General features: G+C 71.1%; 21 protein-coding genes. 12 read left to right on the top strand and 9 right to left on the bottom strand.

Annotation, left to right across the window (positions count from 1 at the left end; translation table 11 throughout):
* Positions 1 to 9: 9 nt before the first annotated feature.
* The 3 genes from AC3A46_RS10205 to AC3A46_RS10195 form a co-directional block, all read right to left on the bottom strand.
* On the bottom strand, positions 10 to 1,071 hold the full coding sequence (locus tag AC3A46_RS10205) for a DNA-methyltransferase (RefSeq protein ID WP_487665088.1): 1,062 nt from the start codon (positions 1,069 to 1,071) through the stop codon (positions 10 to 12).
* Positions 1,050 to 2,099, bottom strand: a complete 1,050-nt coding sequence (gene lplAB / locus AC3A46_RS10200; RefSeq protein WP_487665087.1) for a lipoate-protein ligase LplAB — start codon at positions 2,097 to 2,099, stop codon at positions 1,050 to 1,052. Before lplAB ends, AC3A46_RS10205 begins: the two co-directional genes overlap by 22 nt.
* Before the next feature lie 61 nt (positions 2,100 to 2,160).
* On the bottom strand, positions 2,161 to 3,012 hold the full coding sequence (locus AC3A46_RS10195; RefSeq protein ID WP_487665086.1) for an alpha/beta hydrolase: 852 nt from the start codon (positions 3,010 to 3,012) through the stop codon (positions 2,161 to 2,163).
* Positions 3,013 to 3,123: 111 nt separating this feature from the next.
* On the opposite strand from AC3A46_RS10195, the gene AC3A46_RS10190 reads away from it, so the two are divergent.
* Together AC3A46_RS10190 and AC3A46_RS10185 are read left to right on the top strand one after the other, a co-directional pair.
* Complete coding sequence (locus tag AC3A46_RS10190) at positions 3,124 to 3,597, top strand: MarR family winged helix-turn-helix transcriptional regulator (RefSeq protein ID WP_487665085.1); 474 nt, start codon at positions 3,124 to 3,126, stop codon at positions 3,595 to 3,597.
* Entirely contained in the window at positions 3,594 to 4,955 is a 1,362-nt protein-coding gene (locus AC3A46_RS10185; protein WP_487665084.1) for an MFS transporter, read from the top strand. The genes AC3A46_RS10190 and AC3A46_RS10185 overlap by 4 nt, the downstream gene beginning before the upstream one ends.
* Before the next feature lie 17 nt (positions 4,956 to 4,972).
* Here the strand turns inward: AC3A46_RS10185 and AC3A46_RS10180 are convergent, their stop codons facing one another.
* Both AC3A46_RS10180 and AC3A46_RS10175 read right to left on the bottom strand, forming a co-directional pair.
* Positions 4,973 to 7,396 (bottom strand): glycoside hydrolase family 2 TIM barrel-domain containing protein, encoded by a 2,424-nt coding sequence (locus tag AC3A46_RS10180; RefSeq protein WP_487665083.1) that lies wholly within the window; start codon positions 7,394 to 7,396, stop codon positions 4,973 to 4,975.
* On the bottom strand, positions 7,393 to 8,139 hold the full coding sequence (locus AC3A46_RS10175; protein ID WP_487665082.1) for a TetR/AcrR family transcriptional regulator: 747 nt from the start codon (positions 8,137 to 8,139) through the stop codon (positions 7,393 to 7,395). Before AC3A46_RS10175 ends, AC3A46_RS10180 begins: the two co-directional genes overlap by 4 nt.
* A 196-nt stretch (positions 8,140 to 8,335) precedes the next feature.
* Between AC3A46_RS10175 and AC3A46_RS10170 the strand changes: the two genes are divergently transcribed.
* The 8 genes from AC3A46_RS10170 (at position 8,336) to AC3A46_RS10135 (ending at position 20,600) form a co-directional block, all read left to right on the top strand.
* A complete protein-coding gene (locus AC3A46_RS10170) occupies positions 8,336 to 9,868 on the top strand; it encodes an ABC transporter substrate-binding protein (protein WP_487665081.1) in 1,533 nt (510 codons plus the stop codon).
* A 64-nt stretch (positions 9,869 to 9,932) separates the two neighbouring features.
* Positions 9,933 to 10,874 (top strand): ABC transporter permease, encoded by a 942-nt coding sequence (locus AC3A46_RS10165; protein WP_487665080.1) that lies wholly within the window; start codon positions 9,933 to 9,935, stop codon positions 10,872 to 10,874.
* Positions 10,871 to 12,733 (top strand): dipeptide/oligopeptide/nickel ABC transporter permease/ATP-binding protein, encoded by a 1,863-nt coding sequence (locus AC3A46_RS10160; RefSeq protein ID WP_487665079.1) that lies wholly within the window; start codon positions 10,871 to 10,873, stop codon positions 12,731 to 12,733. The genes AC3A46_RS10165 and AC3A46_RS10160 overlap by 4 nt, the downstream gene beginning before the upstream one ends.
* Entirely contained in the window at positions 12,730 to 13,578 is an 849-nt protein-coding gene (locus AC3A46_RS10155; RefSeq protein ID WP_487665078.1) for an ATP-binding cassette domain-containing protein, read from the top strand. The genes AC3A46_RS10160 and AC3A46_RS10155 overlap by 4 nt, the downstream gene beginning before the upstream one ends.
* A gap of 88 nt (positions 13,579 to 13,666) precedes the next feature.
* Positions 13,667 to 16,096 (top strand): beta-glucosidase, encoded by a 2,430-nt coding sequence (locus AC3A46_RS10150; RefSeq protein ID WP_487665077.1) that lies wholly within the window; start codon positions 13,667 to 13,669, stop codon positions 16,094 to 16,096.
* Positions 16,093 to 17,223, top strand: a complete 1,131-nt coding sequence (locus AC3A46_RS10145) for a serine hydrolase domain-containing protein (RefSeq protein WP_487665076.1) — start codon at positions 16,093 to 16,095, stop codon at positions 17,221 to 17,223. Before AC3A46_RS10150 ends, AC3A46_RS10145 begins: the two co-directional genes overlap by 4 nt.
* Positions 17,224 to 17,245: 22 nt before the next feature.
* A complete protein-coding gene (locus AC3A46_RS10140; RefSeq protein WP_487665075.1) occupies positions 17,246 to 18,763 on the top strand; it encodes a glycoside hydrolase family 43 protein in 1,518 nt (505 codons plus the stop codon).
* Between the two features lie 76 nt (positions 18,764 to 18,839).
* Entirely contained in the window at positions 18,840 to 20,600 is a 1,761-nt protein-coding gene (locus AC3A46_RS10135) for a DUF5605 domain-containing protein (protein ID WP_487665074.1), read from the top strand.
* A gap of 40 nt (positions 20,601 to 20,640) precedes the next feature.
* Here AC3A46_RS10135 and AC3A46_RS10130 read toward each other — a convergent pair whose 3' ends face one another.
* The 4 genes from AC3A46_RS10130 to AC3A46_RS10115 are packed head-to-tail and all read right to left on the bottom strand — an operon-like array spanning position 20,641 to position 23,413.
* Entirely contained in the window at positions 20,641 to 20,997 is a 357-nt protein-coding gene (locus AC3A46_RS10130; RefSeq protein WP_487665073.1) for a DUF202 domain-containing protein, read from the bottom strand.
* A complete protein-coding gene (locus AC3A46_RS10125; protein ID WP_487665072.1) occupies positions 20,994 to 21,356 on the bottom strand; it encodes a YidH family protein in 363 nt (120 codons plus the stop codon). The genes AC3A46_RS10130 and AC3A46_RS10125 overlap by 4 nt, the downstream gene beginning before the upstream one ends.
* Positions 21,357 to 21,400: 44 nt before the next feature.
* A complete protein-coding gene (locus AC3A46_RS10120; RefSeq protein WP_487665071.1) occupies positions 21,401 to 22,651 on the bottom strand; it encodes a D-arabinono-1,4-lactone oxidase in 1,251 nt (416 codons plus the stop codon).
* 24 nt (positions 22,652 to 22,675) lie between these two features.
* Complete coding sequence (locus AC3A46_RS10115; RefSeq protein WP_487665070.1) at positions 22,676 to 23,413, bottom strand: FadR/GntR family transcriptional regulator; 738 nt, start codon at positions 23,411 to 23,413, stop codon at positions 22,676 to 22,678.
* A gap of 146 nt (positions 23,414 to 23,559) precedes the next feature.
* On the opposite strand from AC3A46_RS10115, the gene AC3A46_RS10110 reads away from it, so the two are divergent.
* Both AC3A46_RS10110 and AC3A46_RS10105 read left to right on the top strand, forming a co-directional pair.
* Positions 23,560 to 24,873: an ABC transporter substrate-binding protein gene (locus tag AC3A46_RS10110; protein WP_487665069.1), complete on the top strand. Its 1,314-nt coding sequence runs from the start codon at positions 23,560 to 23,562 to the stop codon at positions 24,871 to 24,873.
* 78 nt (positions 24,874 to 24,951) lie between these two features.
* The gene (locus AC3A46_RS10105) at positions 24,952 to 26,634 is read left to right on the top strand and encodes a hypothetical protein (RefSeq protein ID WP_487665068.1); all 1,683 of its coding nucleotides are present in this window, start codon (positions 24,952 to 24,954) and stop codon (positions 26,632 to 26,634) included.
* Positions 26,635 to 26,657: the final 23 nt, after the last annotated feature.

Here is a 26,657-nt window from a genome sequence, read left to right as displayed (position 1 = left end):
CTCGCTCGCTCAACGACCGGGGGTTCCGAACACGCGAGCATGCGGCATCCGTTCTCGCATCACGGCGATCGCGGCGGGGTTGTGGTCGACGAGCACCGCATCGCGGCCGAGCGCCGCCGCGACCGCGCCGGTCGTACCGCTGCCGGCGAAGAAGTCGAGCACCCGATCACCGGGGCGCGAGGAGGCCTGCACGATGCGCCGGAGGATCCCCTCGGGCTTCTGCGTCGGGTACCCGGTCTTCTCACGGCCCGTGGTCGGCACGATCGTGTGCCACCAGACGTCGGTCGGAAGCTTGCCGCGCTCGGCCTTCTCGGGGGTGACGAGGCCCGGCGCCATGTAGGGCTCGCGGTCGACGGCCTCCGAGTCGAACCAGTACGACTTCGGGTCCTTCACGTACACGAGGATCGTGTCGTGCTTCGTGGGCCACCGCTTGCGCGTCTTCGCCCCGTAGTCGTAGGCCCAGATCAGCTCGTTGAGGAACCGCTCGCGCCCGACGAGCGCGTCCATGAGCACCTTCGCGTAGTGCGCCTCACGGTAGTCGAGGTGGAGGTACAGGGTGCCGTCATCGGCGAGCAGGCGCCACGCCTCGATGAGCCGCGGCTCGAGGAAGCCCCAGTAGTCGTCGAACCGGTCGTCGTACGCGCGCAGATCGCCGCGGATCCGCTCGTACTCGCGCCCGTGGAACCCGCGCCGCACGACGCCGGGCGCCCCCGTCCTCGATACGCGAGAGTCCACCTGGTCGCCGAGAGGCTGGTTGCTTCCCGCTCCCTCGTCGACCAGCTGACCTTTCGCGGGGGAAGCGACCGACGCGGAGACGGATGCTGCGGACCGCGCGGTCTCGATGGACCGCTCCTGCGGGCGCCCGGTGTTGAAGGGCGGATCCAGGTAGATCAGGGTGAACGACGCGTCGGGCAGCGTGCGGGAGACCTCGAGGTTGTCACCGTGGTGGATCTGGACCGAGCCGGGAGGTGCAGCCGGGCTCACGCGCCCGGAGGCTCCGGGCGACGCGCCGGCGGCGCCTGGAGGGGGCGTGGGGCCCGGCGCCCCGATCAGGGGACCCGGCGAAGCCATGCGTCCGTCGCGAACTTCGACGCCACGAGGGCCTCGGCCTCGGCGTACTCGTCGTCGGCGATGTGCCCGGGGACCGCGCCGTAGAGGTGGGTGAAGGTCTCTTCGAGCTTGGCGATGATCGCCTCGCGGGGCAGGCCCGTCTGGCGGCGCAGGGGATCGACGCGCTTGGCCGCCGACGTCGTGCCCTTGTCGCTGAGCTTCTCGCGGCCGATGCGCAGCACCTCGGTCATGACCTCGCCGTCCATGTCGTAGCTGAGGGTCGCGTGGTGCAGCACTCCCCCGTTCGCGAGGCGCTTCTGGGCGGCACCGCCGATCTTGCCCTGCGGCGAGGCGATGTCGTTGAGCGGCTGGTAGGTCGCCTCGATGCCGAGCGCGCGCAGCGCCTGCAGCACCCAGTCGTCGAGGAACGCGTACGAGTCCGCGAACGTGAGCCCGGCGACGAGGGATGCCGGCACGTACAGCGAGTACGTGACGATCGAGTTCGCGCCCATGAGCATGGCGCCACCCCCGGAGATGCGGCGGACGATGTCGTACCCGTGGGCGGCAGCGCCGTCGGGATCGACCTCGTTGCGGAGGGACTGGAACGAGCCGATCACCACGGCGTTCTCGTCCCACTCCCAGATGCGCAGCGTGGGCCGCCGGCGGCCGTCGCCGACCCGGCCGGTGAGCACCTCGTCGAGCGCGAGGTTCATGCGGGGCGAGACCGGCTTGTCGTGCACGATCTCCCAGTCGAAGTCGCGCCATCCCGGGGCCGTCACGAGTGCGCGGCGGACCGCGGTGCCGACCGCCTCCGGCGTGAAGCCCAGCAGCTGAGCCCCGTCGGGGAGAGCGGAGCGGACGGCGGTGGCGATGGCCGCGACGTCCGCCTCGATCGGGAGCCCGTTGACGGCGGCGTCGATGTCGGCGAGTGCGTCGTCGGGTTCGAGGAAGAAGTCCCCCGCGAGGTGGAAGTCCGCGATGCGTCCGTCGCGCTCCTCGAGGTCGACGACCACGAGCTTGCCGCCGGGCACCTTGTATTCGCCGTGCATGGGGTTCAGCCTATTCGCGCGGCGGGCACGGGCGCCGATCGGACGGGCGCCGCCGCCGCACTCAGGTGCGGTCGGCGATGTGCTTGTCGAGCCAGGCGAGCAGGTCCGCGCGGACCTCCGCCTGCATGACCTCGTTGAAGATCTCGTGGCGCGCGTCCGGGTACACGAGCGTCGTCACGTCGGTGAAGCCCGAGCGCGTGCGGTACGCATCGGCCAGCCGGTGGACGCTGCGCGGACCGCCCACGGTGTCGTCGCGGCCGACCATGAGGATCGTGGGGATGTCGACGCCGAGGTCCTTGCGCGGCTTGCCGTACATGCGCAGGGAGTCGATCACACCGATGAGCTTGATCGGATCCTCGCTCGTGGTGAGCGGATCGTCGAGGAACGCCCGCCCCACCGACAGGTCGCTCGACAGCCACTCGGTGCCCATGGCGCCTGGACCGTCCCACGGCTTGTTGAGGCCGCTGGTGTGGATCGAACCCGGCATGCGCAGCGCCGTGCCGGTGAGCACGAGCGCGTCGTACGCATCGGGGTGCTCGTTGACGAGCATCTGGGCGAGCACCGAGCCGCCCGAGTGGCCCAGCAGCACCAGCGGCAGCCCCGGGTTCTCGGCGCGGATCTGCTGAGTGAACTGCCACATCGTGGCGAGCGCTCCCCGCAGGCCGCCGGGACCCAGATGACCGAGGCGGGAGACGTCACCGGCGTGCTGCCTCATGCCCGTGCGGCCGTGGCCGCGGTGATCGGCGGCGTACACGATGTACCCGGCCCCGGTGAGAGCGGCGATCAGCTCGCCGTATCGTCCGGCATGCTCACCGACGCCGTGCAGCAGCTGCACGATCGCGCGCGGCTCCACCTGCGCCGGATGGACGTCGTAGTAGATCGTGATGTCGTGCGCATCGATGAACTCGGGCATGCGGAGAAGTCTAGGGGGACGCTCCCCACGCCCCGGCGTTGCCTCGGCCCGCAGCATCCGTCCCATGTGAACTTTGTTTAGCAAGACTAATGAGCTAGGCTAAATATCCGGATGAGCAGCAACGAGATTTCAGATTCAGACACCGGCTCCGATGCCGGCCCTCACGCAGACCTCTCCCCCGCCGCCTCGCAGCTGCGCATCGCGACGTTCCGTCTCGCGCGGCGCATGCGCACGCAGCGCGCCGTCGACTCGATGAGCGACGGGCAGTTCGCGGTGCTCGCCGCCCTCAAGGTGCACGGTCCCCACACGCTCGGCGATCTCGCCGAGCGTGAACGCGTCTCGGCCCCGTCGATGAATCGCACCGTCAACTGCCTGCAGGACTCCGGCTACATCGTGCGCGGCGCCGACGAGCGCGACGGCCGGAAGGTCGTCATCTCGCTCACCCCCGAGGGCGTGGCGGTCGTCGAAGAGACCGCCCGCCGCCGCGATGCGTGGGTCGAGGCCTCGCTCGCCGAGCTCTCACCCGCAGAGCGCGAGACCCTCGCCGCCGCGGCCGACATCATGGAGCGGATGGTGGCCCGATGAGCGCCATGTTCCGCTCCTTCTCCGCGTTCAACTACCGCGTCTGGTTCATCGGCGCGCTGGTGTCGAACATCGGCGCGTGGATGCAGTCCACCGCGATCAGCTGGGTGGTGCTCACCGAGCTGACCGACAACGACGCCGCCGCGATGGGCGTCACGATGGCGCTGCAGTTCGCCCCGCCGCTGCTCCTCGTCGGCGTCACCGGGCTGGTCGCAGACCGCTTCGACCGCCGCAAGCTGCTCCTCGTCACGCAGAGCCTGCTGCTCCTGCTCGGCGTCGCGATCGGCGTGCTCATCTTCGCCGGCGCGATGACGCTGCCGATCATGTACGGGTTCGCACTCGCGCTGGGTGTCGTCGCCGCGTTCGACAACCCCGCCCGCCAGGCCTTCGTGTCGGACCTCGTCGCCCGCGAGAACGCGTCGAACGCGGTCGCGCTCAACGCGGCGTCGTTCAACGGCGCCCGCATGATCGGTCCCGCGGTCGCGGGCATCGTCATCGTCGCGATCGGCACCGGATGGGTGTTCGTCGCCAACGCCGTGACGTTCCTCGCGATGCTCGCCGCGCTCGTGCTGATCCGCACCCATGAACTCGTGCCGCGTGTGAAGGCGCCGCAGTCCTCGCGGCTCGCCGACGGATTCCGCTACGTCGCCGGCCGCCCCGACCTCATCGTGACGTGCGCGATGGTGTTCCTCATCGGCGCTTTCGGCATGAACTTCCCGATCCTCGCGTCGACCATGGCCGTCGAGTTCGGCAAAGAGGCCGACGGCTTCGGCCTGCTCAGCTCGATCCTCGCGATCGGTTCGGTCGCAGGCGCCCTGCTGGCCGCCCGCCGCGACCGTGCACGGCTGCGCGTCCTCATCAGCGGCACCGCGATGTTCGGGATCGCCGCCGTGGTGTCGGCGTTCATGCCGACGTACTGGCTCTACGCGATCACCCTCATGTTCACGGGCTTCTCCGTCGTCACCATGATGACCACCGCGAACGGCTACGTGCAGACCACCACCGACCCGGTGCTGCGCGGCCGCGTGCTCGCGCTGTACATGGCGATCCTCATGGGCGGCACCCCGATCGGCGCGCCCATCGTGGGATGGGTGGCCGGCGAGTTCGGTCCGCGCGCGGCGATCCTCGTCGGTGCCGTCGCCGCGTTCGTCGCCTTCGCGATCGGCGCCACATGGCTGCTCTGGTCGGGGCGCCTGCACCGCCACGAGCAGAAGCGGTTCCGCCTCACGCTCGACGAGACGCGACCGCTCACCATCGTCGCCCCCGAGGAGTTCAGCGACGAGGTCGCCGGCACCACGCCGATCCGCGTGCTTCCGAGCGACGAGGAAGACAAGCTCCGGGCCCGGGTCCGCGCCGGCTGACCCGCCGCTCCCGCGACTTAGGAGACGGTGAGCGCGACGGATGCTGCGGCCAGCCCGTCGGCGGTCACCGTCACCGTCGCCGATCCCGGCCCGGTGGGCCGCACGATCGCGAGGGCGCGCCCGTCGTGCGTGGTGACCGAGGGGCCCGCGAACGACTCCTCGGTGCGGATGCGTCCGGTGCCGAGTCCGACGAGTTCGGCGTCGCCGTCGACGGCCACCGTGACGAGCCGGTCCGCGTCGACCGCGACGACGCCGTCCGCGTCGGCCAGCGAGATCGCGACGAACCCCAGCCCGTCGGAAGAGATCTCGGACTCCTCGACGGATGCTGCGAGCCCCACGTCGCCGGCCGTCCGCAACGCCGTGCGCCCGACCTCGACGCCGCCGGTGCGGGCGATCGCGACGAGCTCACCCGGGCGGTACTCGGTCTCGAACCGGGCACGGAACGCCTTCTCGGCTCCGACCGCGGTCACACCGAGCGAGACGCCATCCCGCAGCAGCTCGACCTCCTCGGCAGGCGCGTAGACGTCGACCGTCACGGGGGCGCCGGGCTCGGCATCCCACGTCCATGACGACACCGATTCGTCCCAGGACCAGGGCGTCGTCGCAGTGGGCCGGCCGTGATGCCGCGGCGGGTGCACGGCCAGGTACGGCTCGGTGCGCAGGCCGAACACGATCTCGCGGTAGTACGAGACCGGTCGCCGGAAGCCCGTGATGTCGATGTCGCCGCACCCGGCGAGCAGGTGCGGATACGGGCCCGCCGTGCCGGTCGGCTCGTAGCCCGGCTCGTCGGTGTAATCGACGCGGCCGATGCCGGCCTCGCCGAGGTAGTCCCAGCCCGTCCAGGTGAAGTCGCCGACGACGTGGTCGAGCCGCTCGACGAGGTCCCACATCTTCTCGATGCGCGACGGGAAGGTCTCGGATCCGACGATCACACGGTTCGGGAACAGCTCGCGATCGAGTTCGTACCGCGACTCGGCGTAGTTCAACCCGACGACGTCGAGCACCGATGCCGACTCCTCGGTCGACGCGGTGACGAGCTCCGACGCATTGGCGCGTGCCATCGTGTCGCCCATCGTCGCCATCATCGTGTTCGGGTCGGTCGGCCCGGTCTCATCGGAGTCCTCGGGGCGGCCCATCTTGTCGAGATTCGCGATGATCCCGTTGATGCCGTTCGTGACGAGGCGCGTGTCGTCGGCCTCGCGGAAGGCCTCGGCGAGTCGCCGGCTCCACGCGGACCCCGCAGGCGTCGCCAGCTCGAGGATCTCATTCCCGATCGAGTACATGATGACGCTCGGGTGGTTGACGTCCTTCGCGACGAGCGCTGCGACGTCGTGGCGCCACCGGTCGGGGAAGCCCGGAGCGGCGTCGAACGCGACCTTGGAGCGGGTCCAGGTGTCGGTGAGCTCGTCCATCACGAGCACGCCGTGCCGGTCGCACGCGTCGAGCATGGCGCGACTCATGGGGTTGTGCGCGCTCCGCAGCGCGTTGAACCCGGCGGCCTTCAGCAGGCGCACGCGCCGGTCCTCGGCCGCGGCGAACGTCGCCGCGCCCAGCGGCCCGCTGTCGTGGTGCACGCACGCGCCCCGCAGCGTGACGGTCTCGCCGTTGATCCGCAGCCCGCGCGCCGCATCGACCTGCAGGCGACGGATGCCGAAGGTCGCGGCATCCGTGTCGATCAGGTCCCCGCTCTCGTCGGTGAGGATCGTCCGCACGCGGTGCAGCGCGGGGGCATCGACGCTCCACAGCGCAGGACCGTCGACCGCGAGGCGCACGCGGGCCACGGCGTCGGCGTTCGCAAGCACCGTCACCGGCGCCGTTCCCGTCGCGACGTCGGAGCCGTCCGGCGCCTCCACCGTCCAGGTGAGTCGCAGCGTGCGGGTGCGGCGCGTGCCGTTTCGCACCGTGGTCGCGACCTGCACCACCGCCCGATCGGCGTCGATGTCGGGTGTGGTGACGCGCGTGCCGTCGAGCGGGATGTGCACGGGATCGGCGACGACGAGGTGGACCGGGCGATAGATTCCCGCGCCGGAATACCACCGGCTGTCGCGGTGCGCGCGGGCCTCGACCGTCACGCGGTTGGGCTCGCCGGGCCGCAGGTACGGGTCGAGGACAGCCTCGAACGCGTTGTATCCGTTCGGCTCGTGCGTCACGGCGTCGCCGTTGAGGAACACGACGGCGTCGCGGTAGACGCCCTCGAACTCGAGGCGCACGGTCTTGTCGCGCCAGTCGACGGGAACGTCGAACGTCTTCGCGTACTCGAAGACCCCACCGGGGACGTACCCGGTGTGCACGCCCTGGTCACTGCCGGCCGAGCGCGGGAGGTCCCGCACCGCGTCGTGCGGCAGCCGCACCGGCCGCGGTGCGGATTCGGGTGTCGGCGCCTCGAACGCCCCGAGCTTCGGGCCTGCTGTCCAGCCCTCGAGAAACGGCTCGCGGATCATGCCTGCCCCTCCGACCCCTCCGAAGCGGGCGTGGTGCCGGCCTCGATGGATGCCGCCTCCGCCGCCTGCGCATCCAGAGCGTTCTCGATCGAGACGAGGTCGTAGCCGCGGATGAGGGCGCGGAGGGTCTCGTGGAGCGCCTCCGCCATGTCGGTCGAGTCGGGAGCGAGCAGCCACTGCACCTGCAGACCGTCCATGAGCGCGATCATGGCGACGGCCGCACGCCGGGGGTCGACGCCGTCGACCAGGCGACCTGCGGCGGCGGCGCGCTCGAACGAGCCCGTCACGCTGGTCCGGACCTCGTTGTAGCGATTGACGAAGTAGTCGTGCGCGGGGTGGGACGGCGCGGTGGCCTCTGCCGACAGGGTCGTGTACAGCTCGACGATGCCGGGCTGCGCCGCGTTGAACCGCGCCAGCTCGGCGAGCGCCCGCAGCGCCTCGACGCCGTCGGGGAGGTCGAAGTCGACGCGGGCGCGCGACAGCTCGTCGCGGTGCTCGAGCAGCGCCATCAGCAGGGCGCTCTTGCTCCGGAAGTGGTGCAGGAGCCCCGCCTCACTCATGCCGACGCGCTCCGCGACCTCGCGGAGCGATCCGGCCCGGTATCCCGACTGCGAGAACACTTCGAGCGCGGCATCGAGGATCGCCGTGCGTGTCTCTGCCGACTTGGCGTACTCGCCCCGCGGCTTGCGCGTTCTCGTGGGAGCGGTCCCCGCCTTTGTCTGAGCGGCAGTCGTCTCGGTCATCGTCACACCGTATCCCCGCATCAGTCGGGGCACCTCCGTCGGTGCCCGTCGGGGTCCTCTCCCTCCGTTCTATAACGAATTCCTAATGCTCGCTAGTTTTTTGGCTCTAAAACCTAGCGGGCACTAGAAATTGCTGTTAGCGTCTCCCGGCAGTAGGCGATCCGCAGGGGCATCGCCACAGATGAAGGGACCAAGGATGTTCCGTTGGAAGGCCACAGCAGCCACCATCGCGATCGCCGCTCTCGCCCTCACCGGCTGCGCCGGTGCCGGGGACGACGGGTCGGGCGCCAGCGACTCCGGCCGAGCAGACCGGCTCACGCTCACTGCGATCATCGGGCCCACGAGCTACGACATCGGACAGGGAGCGGAGTACGGCAACCGCAGCCCCTTCTTCCAGGCCGTGTTCGACACGCTGCTGCAGAAGAACTCCGACGGTGAGATCGAGCCCTGGCTCGCCACGGAGTGGGAGTACAACGAAGACAACACCGTGCTGACGCTGACGCTCCGCGACGACGTCGAGTTCACCGACGGCACCAAGCTCGACGCCGACGCCGTCGTGGCGAGCCTCGAGCGCTTCCGCGACGGCACCTCGCCGCAGGCCGCGACGCTGGCCGGCAAGGAGTTCGCGGCCGTCGACGCCACCACCGTGACCATCACGCAGGACGCGCCCGACCCGTCCCTGGTCAACATGCTCTCGATCGCCCCCGGTCTCATCCAGGCGCCGTCCACGTTCGACGACCCCGACTCGGCCACCGAGCCGATCGGCTCCGGCCCGTACGTGCTCGACACCGCGTCGACCGTCACCGGCACCACCTACGTCTATACAGCCAACCCGGACTACTGGAACCCGGACGCCGTCAAGTACGACAACCTGACGATCAATGTGATCGAGGACCCGACCGCGACGCTCAACGCCCTCAAGGCCGGCGAGGCCAACGGCGCGAAGATCGTGAACAACGACACGATCCCCGAGATCGAGGCATCCGGCTGGACGATCGAGTCCAACGAGCTCGACTTCCAGGGCCTGCTGCTGTTCGACCGCGCCGGAACGATGGCACCCGAGCTCGCCGACGTCAAGGTGCGCCAGGCGATCAACATGGCGTTCGACCGCGAGGCGCTGCTGGAGGCGCTGCAGGCCGGCTACGGAACAGTCACCGAGCAGGTCTTCCCTGCGACCTCCGTCGGCTACGACGAGGCCCTGGACAGCACCTACGAGTACGACCCCGAGGGCGCCAAGAAGCTCCTCGCCGAGGCGGGCTACCCTGACGGGTTCTCGATCGAGATGATGTCGACCCCGGCGTTCCAGACCACGTTCGACCTGGTCGCGCAGCAGCTCGCCGACATCGGGATCACGGTGAACTACACCGACCCCGGCACGGGCAACTTCATCACCGACATGCTCGCCCCGAAGTACCCGGCGACGTGGATGGCGCTCGAGCAGAACCCCGACTGGCAGCTGATCAACTTCATGATCGCGCCTGATGCGACGTTCAACCCGTTCCACTCGCAGGACCCGCAGGTCGACGAGTACATCTCGACGATCCAGCTGGGCACGCCGGAGGAGGCGGAACAGGCCACGAAGGACCTCAACGCCTACCTGGTCGAGCAGGCCTGGTTCGCGCCGTTCTTCCGGGTCCAGGGCACGTACGCGACCGACGCGAACACGAACCTCGAGTTCTGGCCCACCAACGCCTACCCGTCGATCTTCGACTTCTCGCCGAAGAACTGAAACCTCTCCCCGCCCGCCCGCACGCCGCGGGCGGGCGGGGAGACACCACCCACGGGAAAGCGACATGCTCTCATTCATCCTCCGGCGCGTACTGTCGGGCGTCATCCTCATCGCGGTGATCTCGTTCCTCGCGTTCGTCCTCCTGTACGCCGCGGGCGGCGACATCGCCCGCCGCATCCTCGGCGAGAACGCCACCGCCGAGACCGTCGCCAAGAAGACCGAACAGCTCGGGCTGGACCAGCCGCTGCTGCAGCAGTACTGGAACTGGGTCACCGGCGCCCTCACGGGCGACCTCGGTCGCAGCTGGTTCACCGGCGAGCTGGTCTCGACGAGCGTCAGCAACCGCCTCTCCGTCACCCTCGCGATCGTGATCGGTGCGACCCTCGTCTCGGCGATCGTCGCGGTCGTCCTCGGCATCCTCGCCGCCCGCCGCGGCGGCTGGGTCGACGGCAGCGTCCAGGTGATCTCCCTCATCGGCTTCGCGATCCCCGGCTTCCTCATCGCACTGGGCCTCGTGCTCGTGTTCGCGATCAACCTGGGCTGGTTCAAGGCGACCGGGTACGTGCCTGCGACCACCTCGGTGTCGGGCTGGCTCTCGTCCGTGACCCTGCCCATCGTGGCGCTGTCGATCGGCGCGATCGCGGCCGTGTCGCAGCAGGTCCGCGGCTCGGTCATCGACGCGATGTCGCGGGACTACGTCCGCACGCTCCGCTCGCGCGGCCTCAGCACGAACTCGGTCGTGTACCGCCACGTGCTCCGCAACGCCGGCGGCCCCGCACTGGCGGTGCTCGCCGTGCAGTTCATCGGCCTTCTCGGTGGGGCCGTCATCGTCGAGCAGGTCTTCGCCATCCCCGGTATGGGCCAGCTCACCGTCCGCGCCACCACCCTCGGCGACATCCCGGTCGTCATGGGCGTCGTGATCGCCTTCGCGGTCATCGTCGTCATCGTGAACCTCCTCATCGACCTCGCCCAGGCGGCGCTGAACCCGAAGGTGCGACTCTCATGACCGCCATCGACGTCCCCCTCGACGTACCGGTCGCGCCGGTACGCGTCTCGCTCTGGCGCCGGCTGGTGCGCCGCCCCGTCGGCCTCGCCTCGCTGATCTTCCTCGTGTTCCTGGGGATCATCGCGATCATCGGGCCGTGGATCGCTCCGCAGGACCCCAACTACGCCGACATCCGCAACGTCCTCGCGTCGCCCAGCGCAGAGCACCTCCTCGGCACCGACGGCAGCGGCCGCGACGTGTTCTCGCGTCTGCTGGCCGCGACCCAGACGACCGTCCTGGCCGCTCTTCTCGCCCTCGTGGTCGCGCTCGTCCTGGGTGTGGTCAGCGGCCTCATCGCCGGCTACTACCAGGGCTGGTTCAACAACGCTGCCACGTGGGTCACCGAGCTGAACATGGCCCTTCCCGGCATCGTGGTGCTGCTCGCGGCGCGCGCCGTGCTCGGCCCGTCGGTCTGGATCTCGATGTTCATCTTCGGCATCCTGCTCGCGCCGGCGTTCTACCGACTGGTGTACGCGTCGGTGACGGCGGTGCGCACCGAGCTCTACGTCGACGCCGCCCGCGTGTCGGGCCTCAGCGACACGCGCATCATCGGCCGCCACGTGCTCTCGGTCGTGCGCGCGCCGATCATCATCCAGTCCGCGATCATCGCCGGCATCGCCATCGCGATCCAGTCCGGCCTCGAGTTCCTCGGCCTCGGCGACATCGCCGTGCCCACGTGGGGCCAGATGCTCAACGACGGCTTCAAGAACATCTACAAGGAGCCCCTCCTGATGCTCTGGCCGTCGCTCGCGATCGCCCTCACCTGCATCGCGCTGACGCTCCTGGCCAACGTGATGCGCGACGAGATCGAGCGCACCGTCTCGGTGCGGCGCAAGCGCCGCCGCGCGGTCGCGACCGCGACCGGCTCGGTCGCCGCCGTCACGACGTCGGTGGGACTCAGCGGGGGCGACGTCGTCGACCTCGACGAGCCGCCGATCTTCGAGACCGACGGCGTCATCGTCCACAAGGGCGACGCGCGCAGCAAGGCGACCGAGAAGGTGCTCGACGTCCGCGACCTGCACGTCGGCTACGACCAGCCCGACGGCTCGCACATCGAGGTCGTCCACGGCGTCTCGCTCGACATCCGCAAGGGCGAGGTGCACGGTCTCATCGGCGAGTCCGGCTCGGGCAAGACGCAGACCGCGTTCGCGGTGCTGGGCCTGCTCCCCCGCGGCGGACACGTCACCGGCGGCTCCATCCTGTACGAGGGCACCGAGATCGCCGATGGCGACGACCGCGCCTACGCGGGCCTGCGCGGCAAGCGCATCGGGTACATCCCGCAGGAGCCGATGTCGAACCTCGACCCGTCGTTCACGATCGGCAGCCAGCTGGTCGAGCCGCTGCGCAAGAACCTCGGTCTCTCGAAGAAGGCGGCCACCGACCGCTCGCTCGAGCTGCTCGCCCGGGTCGGCATCCCCAACCCGAAGCGCACGTTCGACGCGTACCCGTTCGAAGTCTCGGGCGGCATGGCGCAGCGCGTGCTCATCGCAGGCGCCGTGTCGACCGACCCCGACCTCATCATCGCCGACGAGCCGACCACGGCCCTGGACGTCACGGTGCAGGCGGAGGTGCTCGAGCTGCTGCGCGACCTGCAGGCCGAGCGCCACATGGCGATGCTCCTGGTGACCCACAACTTCGGCGTCGTCGCGGACCTGTGCGACCGGGTGACCGTCATGCAGAGTGGCCGGTTCGTCGAGCAGGGACCGGTGCGCGCGATCTTCAACGACGCGCAGCACCCGTACACGCGGGCGCTGCTGGACGCGATCCTCGACGAGGGTCCCGCCCGCGGTCCGCTCGTCACGAAGGGAGCACGGGCATGAGCACTCCGCTGCTGGACATCAAGGACCTCGTCGTCGAGTACCCGGGCAAGGGCTTCCGAGCCCAGCCGTTCCGGGCCCTCAAGGGCGTGTCGCTCAACATCCTTCCGGGTGAGACGGTCGGACTCGTCGGCGAGTCGGGGTCGGGCAAGACCACGCTCGGCCGCGCGGCCCTGGGCCTCGCACCGGTGACCGAGGGGTCGATCTTCTACGGCGGCAAGGACATCTCGCACCTCAAGCGCCAGGAGCGCCGCGCGCTCAGCTCCGAGATCCAGGTCGTCTTCCAGGACCCGTACTCGTCGCTGAACCCGTCGATGACGATCGAGCAGATCCTCGCCGAGCCGCTCACCGCGGCGGGCGTCTCGTCGAGCGAGGCGAAGTCGCGGGTGCGCGATCTGCTCGATCAGGTGGGGCTGCCCGCCGACGCGCGTGGACGCCTCCCCCGCGAGTTCTCAGGCGGTCAGCGCCAGCGCGTCGCGATCGCCCGGGCGCTCGCCCTGCGACCGCGGCTCATCGTGTGCGACGAGCCGGTGTCGGCGCTCGATCTGTCGACCCAGGCCCGCGTGCTTGACCTCTTCATCGACATCCAGAACCGCACCGGTGTCGCCTACCTCTTCGTCACGCACGATCTCGCGGTGGTGCGCCACATCAGCCACCGCGTCGCGGTGATGTACCGCGGCGAGATCGTCGAGACGGGCGACGGCGACCGGGTGACCTCAGACCCCCAGCACCCCTACACCCAGCGGCTGTTCATGGCCGCGCCCGTGCCCGACCCCGACAAGCAGGAGGAGCGCCGCATCGCGCGGCGCGCACTCCTCGACGCCGAGGCGGCTGCGGGCGTCATCTGACCCGACGGATGCGGCGACCCGGCCCTCGCGGGCCGGGTCGCTGCATCCGCCCCTCTGATCCTCCCTCCGAGAACGGAAACCTCCCCCGATGACCGAGACCGCCACCTCCACGCACCCCGAGTCGGTGCTGCACCTCGTGCCGCTGCTCGAGCGCCTCACCCTCGAGCAGAAGGCGGCTCTCGTGCAGGGTGCCGACTTCTGGACGACCGTCCCCGTGCCCGAGATCGGGCTCCGCGCGATGACCCTGTCGGACGGCCCGGCCGGTGTCCGCGGTCCTCGCTGGGACGAGCGCGAGCCGTCGCTCAACCTGCCGTCGGGGTCGGCGCTCGCCGCCTCGTGGGACGTCGACCTGGCGTACCGGTACGGGGCGGCCGCAGCATCCGAGGCCCGTCGCAAGGGTGTCGACGTCGTCCTCGGACCGACGATCAACCTGCACCGCTCGCCGCTCGGCGGCCGGCACTTCGAGTGCTTCAGCGAGGATCCCGAGTTGAGCGCCGAGCTCGCCGCCGCGTACGTGCGGGGCCTGCAGGACAACGGCGTCGCCGCGACGCCGAAGCACTACGTCGCCAACGACTCCGAGACCGACCGCTTCACCGTCGACGTCCGCGTCGACGAGCGCGCGCTGCGGGAGCTCTACCTCGCCCCGTTCGAGCGCGCCGTCGAAGCGGGGGCCTGGACCATCATGAGCGCCTACAACGCGGTCGACGGCGTCACGATGACCGAGAACGACCTGCTCGAGACGCCGCTCAACTCGGAGTGGGGCTTCGACGGCGTCGTGATCAGCGACTGGACCGCCGTCCGTTCGCTCGGCTCCGTGCCGGCCGCGCAGGACCTCGCGATGCCCGGTCCCGCTCCCGCGTGGGCAGACCTGGTGGACGCGATCCGCGACGGCCGCGTGAACGAGGCCGACCTCGACCGCAAGGTGCTGCGCCTGCTGCTGCTCGCCGAGCGCGTCGGCGCCCTCGGTGACGCGACCCCTCTCGAGCCCGCTCCGCTCGACGGCCCCGCGTTCGCTCGCGACGCCGCCATCGAGGGCACGGTGCTGCTGCGCAACGAGGGGGTTCTGCCGCTGGATGCCTCGTCCCTCGGCCGCGTCGCCGTCATCGGGCAGAACGCCCGCGAGGCCCGCACGCAGGGCGGCGGCAGCGCCACGGTGATCCCCGAGTCCGTGGTCTCGCCGCTCGAGGCGATCCGCGCCGCGGTGCCGGCGGCCGAGCTGAACTTCGAGATCGGCGCGGTCGTGCAGGAGGGGGTCGCCGAGATCCCGCTCGCCCAGCTGACCAACCCGGCCACCGGCGAGGCCGGCATCCGCGTCGCGTTCTTCGACGCCGACGGCACCGAGCTCTTCGCCGAGAACCGTCGTTCCACGGCGCTGGTCTGGTTCGGCGGCGACGCCCCGATCTCGGCGAGCGCCACGGTGGTGTTCGAGACGGTGTACACGCCCGCCGAGTCGGGCGACATCGAGCTCGGCTTCGCCGGCGCGAACCCGGGCAAGCTCTATGTCGACGGGCGTCTCGTCCTCGACGACGCCCCGGTCATCGAGGGCACCGACCTGGGTGCGGCCTTCCTCAACCCGCCGTCGATCACCGCCACGGTGGCCGTCGAGGCCGGTCGCGAGACCGCGGTCCGCGTGGAGTTCACGCGCGAGAGCCACGGCGCGCTGTCCGGCGCCCTCAGCGCGACGCTGGGCATCGCGCCCGAACGCACCGATCCCGACGAGCTCATCGCGCGCGCGGTCGCGGAGGCCGCGGCATCCGAGGTCGCGATCGTCGTCGTGGGCACGAACGCGAAGGTCGAGTCGGAGGGGTACGACCGCACCAGCCTCGACCTCCCCGGCCGCCAGGACGACCTGGTGCGCGCCGTCGCCGCCACCGGGACCCCGACGGTCGTCGTGGTGAACGCCGGTTCGCCGGTCGTGCTGCCGTGGGCGGACGAGGTCGCGGCCGTCGTGCAGGGGTACTTCGGGGGCCAGGAGTTCGGGCACGCGATCGCCGACGTCCTGACCGGAGCCGCCGAGCCCGGCGGGCGCCTGCCCACGACGTGGCCGGCGGCCCTCGCCGACGTGCCGGTGACCGAGGTCGTTCCGATCGATGGCCGCCTCGACTACCAGGAAGGGCTGCACATCGGCTACCGCGCGTGGCTGAAGGCCGACGCCGAGCCGGCGTTCCCGTTCGGCCACGGACTCGGTTACACGACCTGGTCGTGGGGTGCGGCGCAGCGCATCGGCGACACGGTCGAGGTGACGCTCGCGAACACCGGCGAGCGCGCCGGCAAGCAGGTCGTGCAGGTGTACGCCGAGCGCGCGGAGTCCTCGGTGGAGCGCCCCGAGCGCTGGCTCGTCGGCTTCGCGACCGTGCACGCCGCACCTGGCGAGACCGTCACCGCGACCGTCCCCGTGCCCGCCCGCCGCCTCGCCCACTGGGCGGGCGAGTGGGTCGTCGAGCCGGGCGCGTTCACGCTCCGCGCCGGCGCCTCGGTGGTGGACCTGCCGCTCGCGGTCGACTGGACCGCGGCGTGAAGGCGCTCGACACCCCCCACCTGAGCGGGAGCGCAGACGAGCGGCTGGAGGAGGTCGTCACGCGCCTCGACGGACTGCTCGCCGCCGACCCCGATCTGTCGTTCCAGGTCGCGGCGTTCCACGACGGCAGGCCGGTGCTCGACGCGTGGGGCGGACCGCACCTGGCCGAGGACTCGGTCATCGTGCCTTACTCGGTCACGAAGAACACGATCGGGCTCTCGGTCGGCCTGCTCGTCGAGCGCGGAGAGCTCGACCTCGATGAGCGCGTCGCGACCTACTGGCCAGAGTTCGCAGCGAAGGGCAAAGCGCAGGTCACGGTGCGGCAGCTGCTGTCGCACCAGGCGGGCCTCCCGCAGGCAGACCCCGCGCTCAGCTGGGACGAGCTGCTCGACCACCATGCGGCGGCAGAGCGCCTGGCCGCGAGCCGGCCGTACTGGCACCCGGGGAGCGCGTTCGGCTATCACGCCATCACGATCGGCAACCTCGGCGACGAGCTCGTCTTCCGGGTGACCGGCCGCACGCTCCACCAGTTCTACGAGCAGGAGATCCGCGCCCCGCACGGCATCGACTTCTTCCTCGGCCTCCCGGCCGAGCACGAGTCGCGCCGCGTCGACGTCCTGCCGATGATCAGGCCGGTGTCCGACACGTCCGCCCCGACGTTCTCGGCGCTCGGCCCGGTCGTCTTCGGCTCGATGGGCGGTGAGGTCGACCTCGCCAACTCGCGTCGCAGCTGGCAGTACGGGCATCCCGCCGGCTCGGGCACCGGCACGGCCCGTGGCATCGCACGCCTGTTCGCGGCGGCCGTCACCGGCGTCGGCGGCGCCGGCCCCTTCCTCAGCGCCGACACCGTCGCCGCGATCGGCCAGCAGCAGATCCGCGGCTACGACGAGGTGCTGCACCAGCAGGACCGGGCGCACGCGATCGTGTTCCAGAAGCCGTCGCAGCAGCTCGCGTTCGGCGGGCCGCGCGCGTTCGGCCACGACGGCGCGGCCGGCGCGCTGGCCTGCGTCGACCCCGACACCGGCCTCGCGTTCGCGTGGACCATCGCGCGCGGCCCGTGGCCGGGCGGGGCGGACCCGCGCGCCGTGGCGCTCGCCCGGGAACTCGGCATCCGTCTCTCGTCCTGACCCTCGCCTCGGAAGGAACCTCGTGACCACGCTCTACAACCCCCTCATCAACGGCTTCCACCCCGACCCCAGCGTCGTGGCGGTGGACGGCGTGTACTACCTCGCGACCTCGACGTTCGAGTATCTGCCGGGCATCCCGATCCACCGCTCGACCGACTTCGAGACGTGGGAGCTCATCGGCCACGTGGCCACGCGCCCGGGCCAGCTCGGCGTCGAGACCGTGCCGACCGGGGGCGGCGCGTGGGCGCCGACGATCCGTCATCACGACGGCGAGTTCCACCTCGTCATCACCGACGCGATGGGCCGCGGCATGCTGCACTTCACGGCGACGGATGCCGCGGGCCCGTGGAGCGACGGCACGCTGCTCGTCAAGGCCGACGGCACCGGCACGATCGAGGGCATCGACCCCGACATCGCCTGGGATGCCGCCGGCACCTGCTACGTGACGTTCTCGGGGCTGCAGCTGACCGGGTCGCTCGACCCCAACCAGCCCGCGCACCTCGGCATCCAGCAGGTGCGGGTGGACCTGGCGACGCACCGCGCGCTCGAGGAGCCGCGCTCGCTGTGGTCAGGCACCGGGCTGATGTTCCCGGAGGCCCCGCACATCTACGAGGTCGACGGCGCGTGGTACCTGCTGATCGCCGAGGGCGGCACCGAGCGCGGGCACTCGATCTCGATCGCGCGCGGCGACTCGCCCGAGGGCCCGTTCACCGGCGCACCGGGCAACCCGCTCGTCTCGGCACGCTCGACGCCGCGCCCGATCCAGAACACCGGCCACGGCGACCTCGTCGTCGGCCCCGGCGGGCAGTGGCTCTGCGTGCTCCTGGGGGTGCGCCCGCGCAGCGGAACCCGCGCGTTCTCGGCGCTCGGCCGCGAGACGTTCGTCACCCCCGTCACGTGGACCGACGGCTGGCCGACGATCGCCCCGGTCGAGCGCAACCCCCGGCCGGGCACGCGCGTCGAGGTCGGCTTCGACGCCCCGCTCGACCGCGAGTGGATCGCCGTCCGACGCCTGCCCACCGAGATCGCCGACCTCGACGCACGCTCGGGTGCGCTCGTACTGCACGCCGACGGCACCACGCTCGCCGACTCGCGACCGGTCTTCGTGGGCCGCCGTCAGGAGCACCTGAACAACGCGGTCACCGTGCGCATCGACGTGAGCGCCGGCGTCGGCGGGCTCGCGGTGCGCTACGACGAGGGCTTCCGCATCGAGGTCGAGGCCGGCGACGGAACCGTCACGGCCCGCGCCTCGCTCGGCGGGCTGCACCAGGAATGGAGCGCCCCGCTCGCCACGGACGTCGTCGACCTGCACCTCGACTCGCGCCGGCCGGCACCGGGACGGGGCATCGTCTCGACCAGCGACATGTTCCACCTCGGGTTCACCCCCGACGGCGGCGGGCGCGTCGAACTCGCCCAGATCGACGGCCGCTTCCTCTCCTCCGAGGTCACCGAGTCGTTCACCGGTCGCGTCATCGGCGTGTACGCCGTCCAGGGCGACGTCGCCGTGCTGCGCTGGGTCGCGGAAGGAGACGACGAATGACGGCACCCGCGCCGCTGTCGGGCACCGCCACACACCGCCGCCCTCTGAACTCCACCCGCTGACCGGAAGGAACCCCGTGTTCGACCGCGCCTCCACCTTCGGAGACACCCTCGACAGCCCCGCCGGCCGCGCCGTGCTCGAGACCCATCTGCCCGGCATCGCGGCGTCGCCGATGGCGGCGCAGTACCGCGGCGTGCGGCTCGGTCAGCTCGTGGCGCTCGTCCCCGCCCTCGAGGACCCCGAGGCGCAGGAACTCCTGTGGGAGGCGCTCGCGGGCATCGAGGACGGCGACGACGAACGAGCGCCCTACGCGCCGGCGATCAGCCCCGACCCGGCCTACGAGGGCGACGAGGTGACGCGGGGCTCAGCATCCGTCGTCCTTCCCTCCCCGACGCCGCAGTGGGGCGTTCTCGAGGTGGGCTTCGAAGGGCCCAGCCACGGCAACCCGTTCGTCGACGTCGAGCTCGATGCCGTGTTCACACGGCCCGACGGCTCGACGGTCCGCGTGGGGGGCTTCTACGACGGCGACGGCCGCTACCTCGTGCGCGCCCTCGCCGACGCCGAGGGCGACTGGACCTTCGTGACCCGGTCGACCGCGCGCTCCCTCGACGCGATCGCCGGCACCGTCACGGTGACCGCCGCGCGCGACGGCTCGCACGGACCCGTGCGGGTGGACGGGTTCCACTTCCGTCACGCCGACGGCACGCGCCACCGTCCGCTCGGCACGACCGCGTACGTGTGGACCCACCAGAGCGACGAACTGCAGGAGCAGACGCTGCGGACGCTCGCCGAGGCGCCGTTCACGAAGATCCGCATGTGCCTGTTCCCGAAGTCGTACCTGTTCAACGCGAACGAGCCGGCCGACTTCGTGTTCCCCGGCTCGCTCGAGGACGGGTTCGATCTCGTGCGGTTCGACCCCGCGCACTTCCGGCGGCTCGAGCAGCGCATCGCGCAGCTCGGCGAGCTGGGCATCGAGGCCGACCTCATCCTGTTCCACGCGTACGACCGGTGGGGCTTCGCCGACCTCGGGCCCGCCGTCGACGAGCGGTACCTGCGCTACGCGGTGCGCCGCCTCGCCGCGTTCTCGAACGTGTGGTGGTCGATGGCGAACGAGTACGACCTGCTGTGGTCGAAGACCGGTGCCGACTGGGAGCGCCTGGCCGCGATCGTCGGCGAGGAGGACCCGTTCGGCCACCTCAACTCGATCCACAACTGCCGCCCGCTCTACGACTACGCCAAGCCGTGGATCACCCACGTGAGCATCCAGCGCGTCGACGTCTACCGCACCGCCGAGAACACCGACGAGTGGCGCGAGAAGTGGGGCAAGCCCGTCGTGATCGACGAGTGCGCCTACGAAGGCGACATCGACCAGGGCTGGGGCAATATCACGGGCGAGGAGATGACCCGCCGCTTCTGGGAGGGTGCGGTCCGCGGCGGCTACGTCGGCCACGGAGAGACCTACCTCCCCTCGGCGCTCGGGCTCGACGACGAGGTCTTGTGGTGGTCGAAGGGCGGCGCCCTGCACGGCACCTCCCCCGACCGCATCGGCTTCCTCGAGCGGCTGCTCGCCGACGCCCCCGACGGAGTCTGGGACCCCCTCCCCTCCGACTGGGACGTGCCCTGGGGCGGCAGTGACGCCCACCGCGTCGGCTACTTCGGCTTCAACCGTCCCCGCTTCCGCAACGTCGTGCTCGGCGACGGGGAATGGACGATCGACGTCATCGACACGTGGAACATGACCGTCGAGCGCCTGGAGGGCACCCACCGCACCACGGTGCGGGTGCCGCTTCCCGGCCGCCAGTTCATGGCCGTGCGCGCGATCCGCGTCGCCGACTGACCGGATCCGGGCACGCGGGCTGCCGCGCGAGCGACGCCGATCAGACCGCTGCGCCGCCGCCTGCGGCCACGGCGAGAACGACCGCGAGGCTCGTGATCCCGACACCGAGGACGAACAGGGCGAGCATGCCGAGGACACCGGCGCTCGGCATCCTCGCCCTGTCGCCCTCCCGGCGGAGAACCTCGTTCACGCGGCGGTAGCGCCGTCGCGCGCCGAGGTAGAGCCATCCGGCGGCCAGCAGGCCGACGACGCCGCCGAGCGCCCACCAGGCATCGCCGAACGCCGAGGGCAGGAGACGGAACGCCACGAGCGAGCCCACGGCGAGTGCCAGGGCTGTGCGCCGCCACGCCAGTTCGGTGCGCTCGGGCTGCAGGCCGTCGTCGAAGAGCGCGGTCATCGCAGCAGGATCGCCAGGATCACGAGGATGCCGGCCAGCGTCACCGAGGAGCCGAGGATGACCCCGAGCGGCGAGGTCGGCAGGGGCCTGCGCTCGCGGAGCGCGAGCTCGGTGCGCATCCAGCCGAGCCAGGCGAGCGCCGGCGTGAGGATTCCGACGGCGACGAGCACCAGGGACGCCGCCAGGCGGAGCCCCGGGTGGAGGTCGAGCCCGAGCACCTCGAGCGCGACGCCGCCCGCGATCAGGGCGAGCGCCGTGCGGATCCACGCGAGAAAGGTGCGCTCGTTGGCGAGCGTGAATCGGGCGTCGGGCTCGGTCCCTCGCGAGAACACCGCACGCGGAAATCGCTGATCGCTCATGCCGCGACCGTCCGGGGCTTCATTGCGACGTCCATCGAGCCCGGTCAGCGGGCTTCGCGCACGCCGAGGCGCTCGAGGTGCGCGTTCGAGAAGCGGCCCTCGGGGTCGAGGCGCTCGAACACCGCGCGCGCGTCGGCGAGACGCGGGTGCACGCGCTCGATCGCAGCGCGGTCGAAGCCGTGGACCTTGCCCCAGTGCGGGCGCGCGTCGAAGGGCTCGAGCGCGGCCTCGACGCGTGCGACGGCGGCGGCGACGTCGTCGGGGTGGTTGTACCAGGTGAAGTGGATGATCACGACGTCGCGACGGTAGGCCGGGCTCAGCCACAGCTCGTCGGCGGCGGCGGTGCGCAGCTCGGTCCAGATGAGATGGGGACGGATGCTGTCGCCCAGCGTCCGCACCGCCTCCAGCGCTGCCCGCGCATCGGCGCGTGCCACGAAGTACTCGCTCTGGATCTCGTCGCCGAACGACGGCTCGGCGTCGAGGCGGAAGTGCGGCAGGCGCAGCATCCACGGTCCGGGGACGCCTGCGATCTCGGTGATGTTGTCCTCCACGCCGAGGGGCGAGTCGCCCTCCGTCGCGCGGACGCCGTCGAGGATCGTGTCGGGCACGGGGTCGTCGTCCGCGTCCAGGCGCGTCTTCAGCCACACGTAGCCGACCGACGGCTCCTCCCAGCGCGAGAACACCGACACGCTGTATCCGGCGGAGGTGAGGGCGTCGTAGTCGGCGAGAGCGGCCTCCCACGTGATGCCGGTGTAGATGTCCTGCCGCACACGGAACGCGGGCACGACGTCGAGGGTGAGCGACACCACGATGCCGTAGGCGCCGAGGCCCACGACGAGGGCGTCGAAGACGGGGTCGCCGCGGCGCACCTCGTGCATCTCGGCGTCGGCTCCGACGTAGCGCAGTGCCCGGACGGAGGCCGAGAGCACCGGATTCGCGTCGCCCGAGCCGTGAGTGCCCGTCGCCGTCGCCCCGCCGACGTTGATGTGCGGCAGCGAACCCATGTTCCCGAGCGCCCACCCGCGGTCGTCGAGCCACACGGCGAGCACTCCGTAGCGGATGCCGGCGGGCACCGTGACCGTCTGCGCGGCCTCGTCGAGCTCGAACTCGGCCGCGAACCCGGTCACATCGACGAGCGTGCCGGTGGTGTCGGGGAGATCGGTGAACGAGTGCCGCGTGCCGAGCGCGCGCACGCGCCCCGGCTCACGCAGCACCCGCTGGACGTCGTCGACCGACGTCGCCTCGACGATCCGGTGCGCGGCGTACTCGTACGTTCCAGCCCAATTGCGCGGCATCGCGCCTCCTTCGGACGATCCGGGTCAGTGTGCGGCTTCGGCCGCGAGGCGCTGCGAGGCGGTCGCCATGTGGAGGGCCATCGCGGAGGCGGCGCCGTCCTCGTCCTGCGCCTCGATCGCGCGGAAGACGGCGTCGTGCTCGTCGATGGCGGTGCGCGCCTCGGCCTCGTCGTGGACGGCCCGGTCGGCGTACACCTGCAGCAGCGACCGCACCACGTGCAGCAGGTCGATCAGCGTGTCGTTGCCCGCGGCCGCGGCGAGCGCGTGGTGGAAGTCGAGGTCCGCGCGCGCGAAGGCCTTGAGGTCGCCCACTCCGGACCGCATGCGCTCGAGGGACCCTGCGATCGCGCGGAGATCGGATGCCGCGGCCCTGCCCGCGGCGAGCCGCGCGACGTAGATCTCGAGCCCCGAGCGCAGCTCGAGCAGCTCGGCCGTGTTCTTCTGTCCGATGAGGAGCCCCCAGCGCAGCGTCTGCGGAAGCAGCTCGCTCGCGGTGCCGCGGAGGTACGTGCCCGAGCCGGGACGCACGTCGACGATGCCGAGGATCTCCAGCGCCGCGAGCGCCTCTCGCACCGCGGACCGCCCGACGCCGAGCGTCGTGGCCAGCTGTCGCTCCGGGGGCAGACGGGTGCCGGCCTCGAGGTCGCCGCTCGTGAAGAGGTCCATCAGGCGGCGGGCGACCTCTGACACCGGTGTGCCGGTCGGAAGGGCGCCCAGGGCCGCCGTGATCTCGGCCGAGCGATCGTCGGGGTAGGCGGGCATGCGAACAACTTACGGCAGTCGCGACGATTCCGGGATTGCTTTCGGTCAACCGGTTTGTCAGACTGTGCACAGGCGACGTCGGTCGCCTTTCTCACAGCTAAACAAGAAAACGTTTCCTGAAGCTCGAAGACGAGAGGTCGATCACAATGAAGTTCCGAACCAGGAAGCTCATCGCGGGAGTGGCGGGGGTGGGCCTGATCGCCCTCGCCGGACTCACGGGCTGCGCGTCCGCCGCCCCCGCGAGCAGCCAGCCGACCCTCGACCCCGACGAGGAAGCGTCGATCACCTTCACCTTCTGGGGCAACGACGTGCGCGCCGAGCTCTACAACGAGGCGATCGCCGTGTTCGAGGAGCAGAACCCCAACATCGATGTCTCCGTGCTGTTCCTCTCCCCCAACGACTACTGGGAGAAGCGCCAGATCGAGGCCAGCGGCGGGGGCCTGCCCGACGTGGTCACGATGGATCTCGCCTACATCCGCCAGTACTCGCAGAGCGGCTCGCTGCTCGACCTCGAGCCGTACCTCGGCAGCATCATCCAGACCGATCCGATCGAGCCGTCGGTGCTCGGCGCCGGCGTGGTCGAGGGGGTCACCACGGCGGTGCCGATCTCCACGAACGCCTGGTCGATGTTCATGAACACGACGACCCTCGACGAGGTCGGCGTCGAGCCGTTCGCCGGCGGGACGTGGGATGAGTACTACGAGTGGGTCGCCGAGGTGACCGACGCCGCGCAGGCAGCCGGCGTGCCGGACGTCTGGGGCGGCGTCGACCCGTCCTCGCGCTTCGTGAACTTCGAGATGCAGCTGCGCGCCGAGGGCAAGGACCTCTTCGACGACGAGGGCAACCCCGGCTTCGACGAGGAGCGCCTCACGGAGTACTGGGAAGAGGGCGCCGACGCGCGCGAGGGCGGCGCCTTCGTGCCCCAGCAGCGGGTCGCCGAGGTGCAGCCGCTGACCGCCTTCGACGCCGGACTCGGCGCGAGCGACACGCAGACGGACAACTTCCTCGCGGGCTACCTCGCGAACCTGGGCGAGGGCAACGAGGTCACGCTGCAGGCACCTCCGCTGTCGGTGGACGGCGCGAAGGACCTCTACCTCAAGGCGTCGCAGATGTACTCCATCGCGGCGAACTCGGAGCACCCCGCCGCGGCGGCCACGCTCATCGACTTCCTCATCAACTCGCCGGAGTCGGGCGAGATCTTCGGCACCAACCGCGGCCTGCCGGCTTCGGCGACGGCACGGGATGCCGCGGAGCTGGACCCGGTGAGCCAGGACATCGTTGACTACGAGGCGTCGATCGCCGACCGGCTGGGCGACGCGCCGCCGGCGCCGGTCGTCGGCTACGGCTCGCTGCACGAGAAGTTCCGCGAGCTGACGGAGGAGCTGAACTTCGGCACGCTCACGGTCGACCAGGCCGTCGAGCAGTTCTTCGCCGAGATGGACGTGGTGCTGAACCAGTAACCCGTCCCGCGCGGCGGCCGGCTCCACGCGACGTCGGCCGCCGCACGCACCTCCCTTCCACCTCCGAGGAGCCTCCCCGTGCCCGTCGACGAATCCGCAGCCCCCTCATCCAGCCCCGCCCCGAGCCGGCCGTCCCTCGGCATCCAGGGGCCGGTGGTCGCGTTCCAGGACCCCTGGGCGGGGGCCGCCTCGGACGAGATCATGCGCACGGGGACCGGCATCCCCATCCCGTCGCAGGATCCGCCGCCGACGCCGCGCGAGTTCGTGGGAGTGCTCGGTGACCTCGGCGCCGACTTCTACGTGCATCACGTGATCCCGACCCACGCCGACCACGGCGCACTGCTCGGCGATCTCGCCGACGCCGGTATCGACCTCGTGCTGGGCAACGAGTACGGCAACATCAACGGGCCCTTCACCGACGGCACGAACCGGTACGACCTCCCGGCCGAGTTGATCCGGGATGCCGCGGCCGCCGGCGTGCTCGCCGGCGTGCTGTACGACGAGCCCGAACACCTCCAGATCCACGCCGATCAGTACCGCCATGACGCCCACCTGCCCCACTTCGGTCAGACCGAGGGTCTCGGGGCGGACGAGGCCGTCGCGGTGATCGACGACACCGTGCGCGGCATCGTGCGCGATATCCACGCCGCGACCGCCGCGGCGCGCTCCGCGGCTGTTCCGGTGCTCGCCGAGCAGGTGTTCCCGGTGATGTTCCATACGCTCGCCCGCGCCGGGATGACGCCGACACCCAAGGTGATGAAGGAGTCGTTCCAGCCGCTGCAACTGGGCACCGCTCTGGGTGCGGCCCTCCAGTACGGGCGCGAGCTGTGGATCTGCGCGGATCTCTGGGGCCCCGACATCGGGCCCTGGCTCACCCGCGCCCCGGGCTTTCCCGGGCACTCGCCTGCCGAGTTCGCGTCGGCGCTGCGCCTGGCGTACCTGTTCGCCCCGACGCGGCTGTTCGTCGAGAACATCGACGTGCTCGTGCGGCACCGCGGTGCGGGGGCGTTCGAGCGCACCGCCCACGGCGAGGTGTGGCGGGAGTTCGTCCGCGACTTCGTGCCGAGGCATCCGCTCCGCTGGAGCCATCGCGATGCCCGCCCCGACATCGCCCTCGTCCATGCCGACGACAGCGACTTCGGCCGCGCCGCGCGGCCGTTCGGCAACCGTGCGACGACGGCGCCCGCCACCTCCCGCAGCGTCTTCGCGGCCTGGAACGCGCTCAGCCACGGGCAGCTCCCCGACCACGGGAGCTGCCTCCACATCCCCGGCTACGACTTCCCCCGCCACGAGCTGAACGGCATCCCCCGTCCGCAGTTCCCCCTCGACGAGGGCGCCGCCGAGCCGACCCGCATGCACGGGCTGTTCCAGCCGACGCGCAGCACCCTCGTGTTCGACGAGCACGTGCGTGCCGATCAGCTCGCCGACGCCGGTCTCGTCGTGGTCGCGGGCAGCCGGCTCCCCCGCACGACGCTCGAGGCGCTGCGCGCCCACGCGCAGTCGGGCGCGACCGTGCTGATCGCCGCCTGGCTGTGCGATCCCGAGCGTTCGCGGTCCGCGCGGGTCGGCCGCGGAAGCTGGGTCGTGTACGAGACGCTCGACGACGACGCCGCGCACGATGCGATCACCGCACACGCGGGCGAGCCCGACGTCTGGACGCAGCGCTTCGGCGATGTCGAGCTGCGCATCTCCGCGACGAGCCCCGGCGGCGAGACGCTCGAGTTCGAGATCGCGGATGCTGCAGCCCGCCGCGTCGCCTGACGCCGAGCTGCGTCGCGGTTCGG

The sequence above is a fragment of the Microbacterium sp. Soil_C_42 genome, assembly GCF_057656735.1.
The sequence above is the reverse complement of the archived record's forward strand: the minus strand, read 5'-3'. Positions and strand labels throughout refer to the sequence as shown.

Bases quoted from the DNA above. Each gene is read 5' to 3' on its own strand.
- AC3A46_RS10180 (WP_487665083.1), bottom strand. From the start codon at position 7,396: ATGATCCGCGAGCCGTTTCTCGAGGGCTGGACAGCAGGCCCGAAGCTC.
- AC3A46_RS10175 (WP_487665082.1), bottom strand. From the start codon at position 8,139: ATGACCGAGACGACTGCCGCTCAGACAAAGGCGGGGACCGCTCCCACG.
- AC3A46_RS10205 (WP_487665088.1), bottom strand. From the start codon at position 1,071: ATGGCTTCGCCGGGTCCCCTGATCGGGGCGCCGGGCCCCACGCCCCCT.
- AC3A46_RS10170 (WP_487665081.1), top strand. From the start codon at position 8,336: ATGTTCCGTTGGAAGGCCACAGCAGCCACCATCGCGATCGCCGCTCTC.
- AC3A46_RS10195 (WP_487665086.1), bottom strand. From the start codon at position 3,012: ATGCCCGAGTTCATCGATGCGCACGACATCACGATCTACTACGACGTC.
- AC3A46_RS10185 (WP_487665084.1), top strand. From the start codon at position 3,594: ATGAGCGCCATGTTCCGCTCCTTCTCCGCGTTCAACTACCGCGTCTGG.
- AC3A46_RS10155 (WP_487665078.1), top strand. From the start codon at position 12,730: ATGAGCACTCCGCTGCTGGACATCAAGGACCTCGTCGTCGAGTACCCG.
- lplAB (WP_487665087.1), bottom strand. From the start codon at position 2,099: ATGCACGGCGAATACAAGGTGCCCGGCGGCAAGCTCGTGGTCGTCGAC.
- AC3A46_RS10120 (WP_487665071.1), bottom strand. From the start codon at position 22,651: ATGCCGCGCAATTGGGCTGGAACGTACGAGTACGCCGCGCACCGGATC.
- AC3A46_RS10115 (WP_487665070.1), bottom strand. From the start codon at position 23,413: ATGCCCGCCTACCCCGACGATCGCTCGGCCGAGATCACGGCGGCCCTG.
- AC3A46_RS10160 (WP_487665079.1), top strand. From the start codon at position 10,871: ATGACCGCCATCGACGTCCCCCTCGACGTACCGGTCGCGCCGGTACGC.
- AC3A46_RS10190 (WP_487665085.1), top strand. From the start codon at position 3,124: ATGAGCAGCAACGAGATTTCAGATTCAGACACCGGCTCCGATGCCGGC.
- AC3A46_RS10150 (WP_487665077.1), top strand. From the start codon at position 13,667: ATGACCGAGACCGCCACCTCCACGCACCCCGAGTCGGTGCTGCACCTC.
- AC3A46_RS10130 (WP_487665073.1), bottom strand. From the start codon at position 20,997: ATGACCGCGCTCTTCGACGACGGCCTGCAGCCCGAGCGCACCGAACTG.
- AC3A46_RS10165 (WP_487665080.1), top strand. From the start codon at position 9,933: ATGCTCTCATTCATCCTCCGGCGCGTACTGTCGGGCGTCATCCTCATC.
- AC3A46_RS10125 (WP_487665072.1), bottom strand. From the start codon at position 21,356: ATGAGCGATCAGCGATTTCCGCGTGCGGTGTTCTCGCGAGGGACCGAG.
- AC3A46_RS10110 (WP_487665069.1), top strand. From the start codon at position 23,560: ATGAAGTTCCGAACCAGGAAGCTCATCGCGGGAGTGGCGGGGGTGGGC.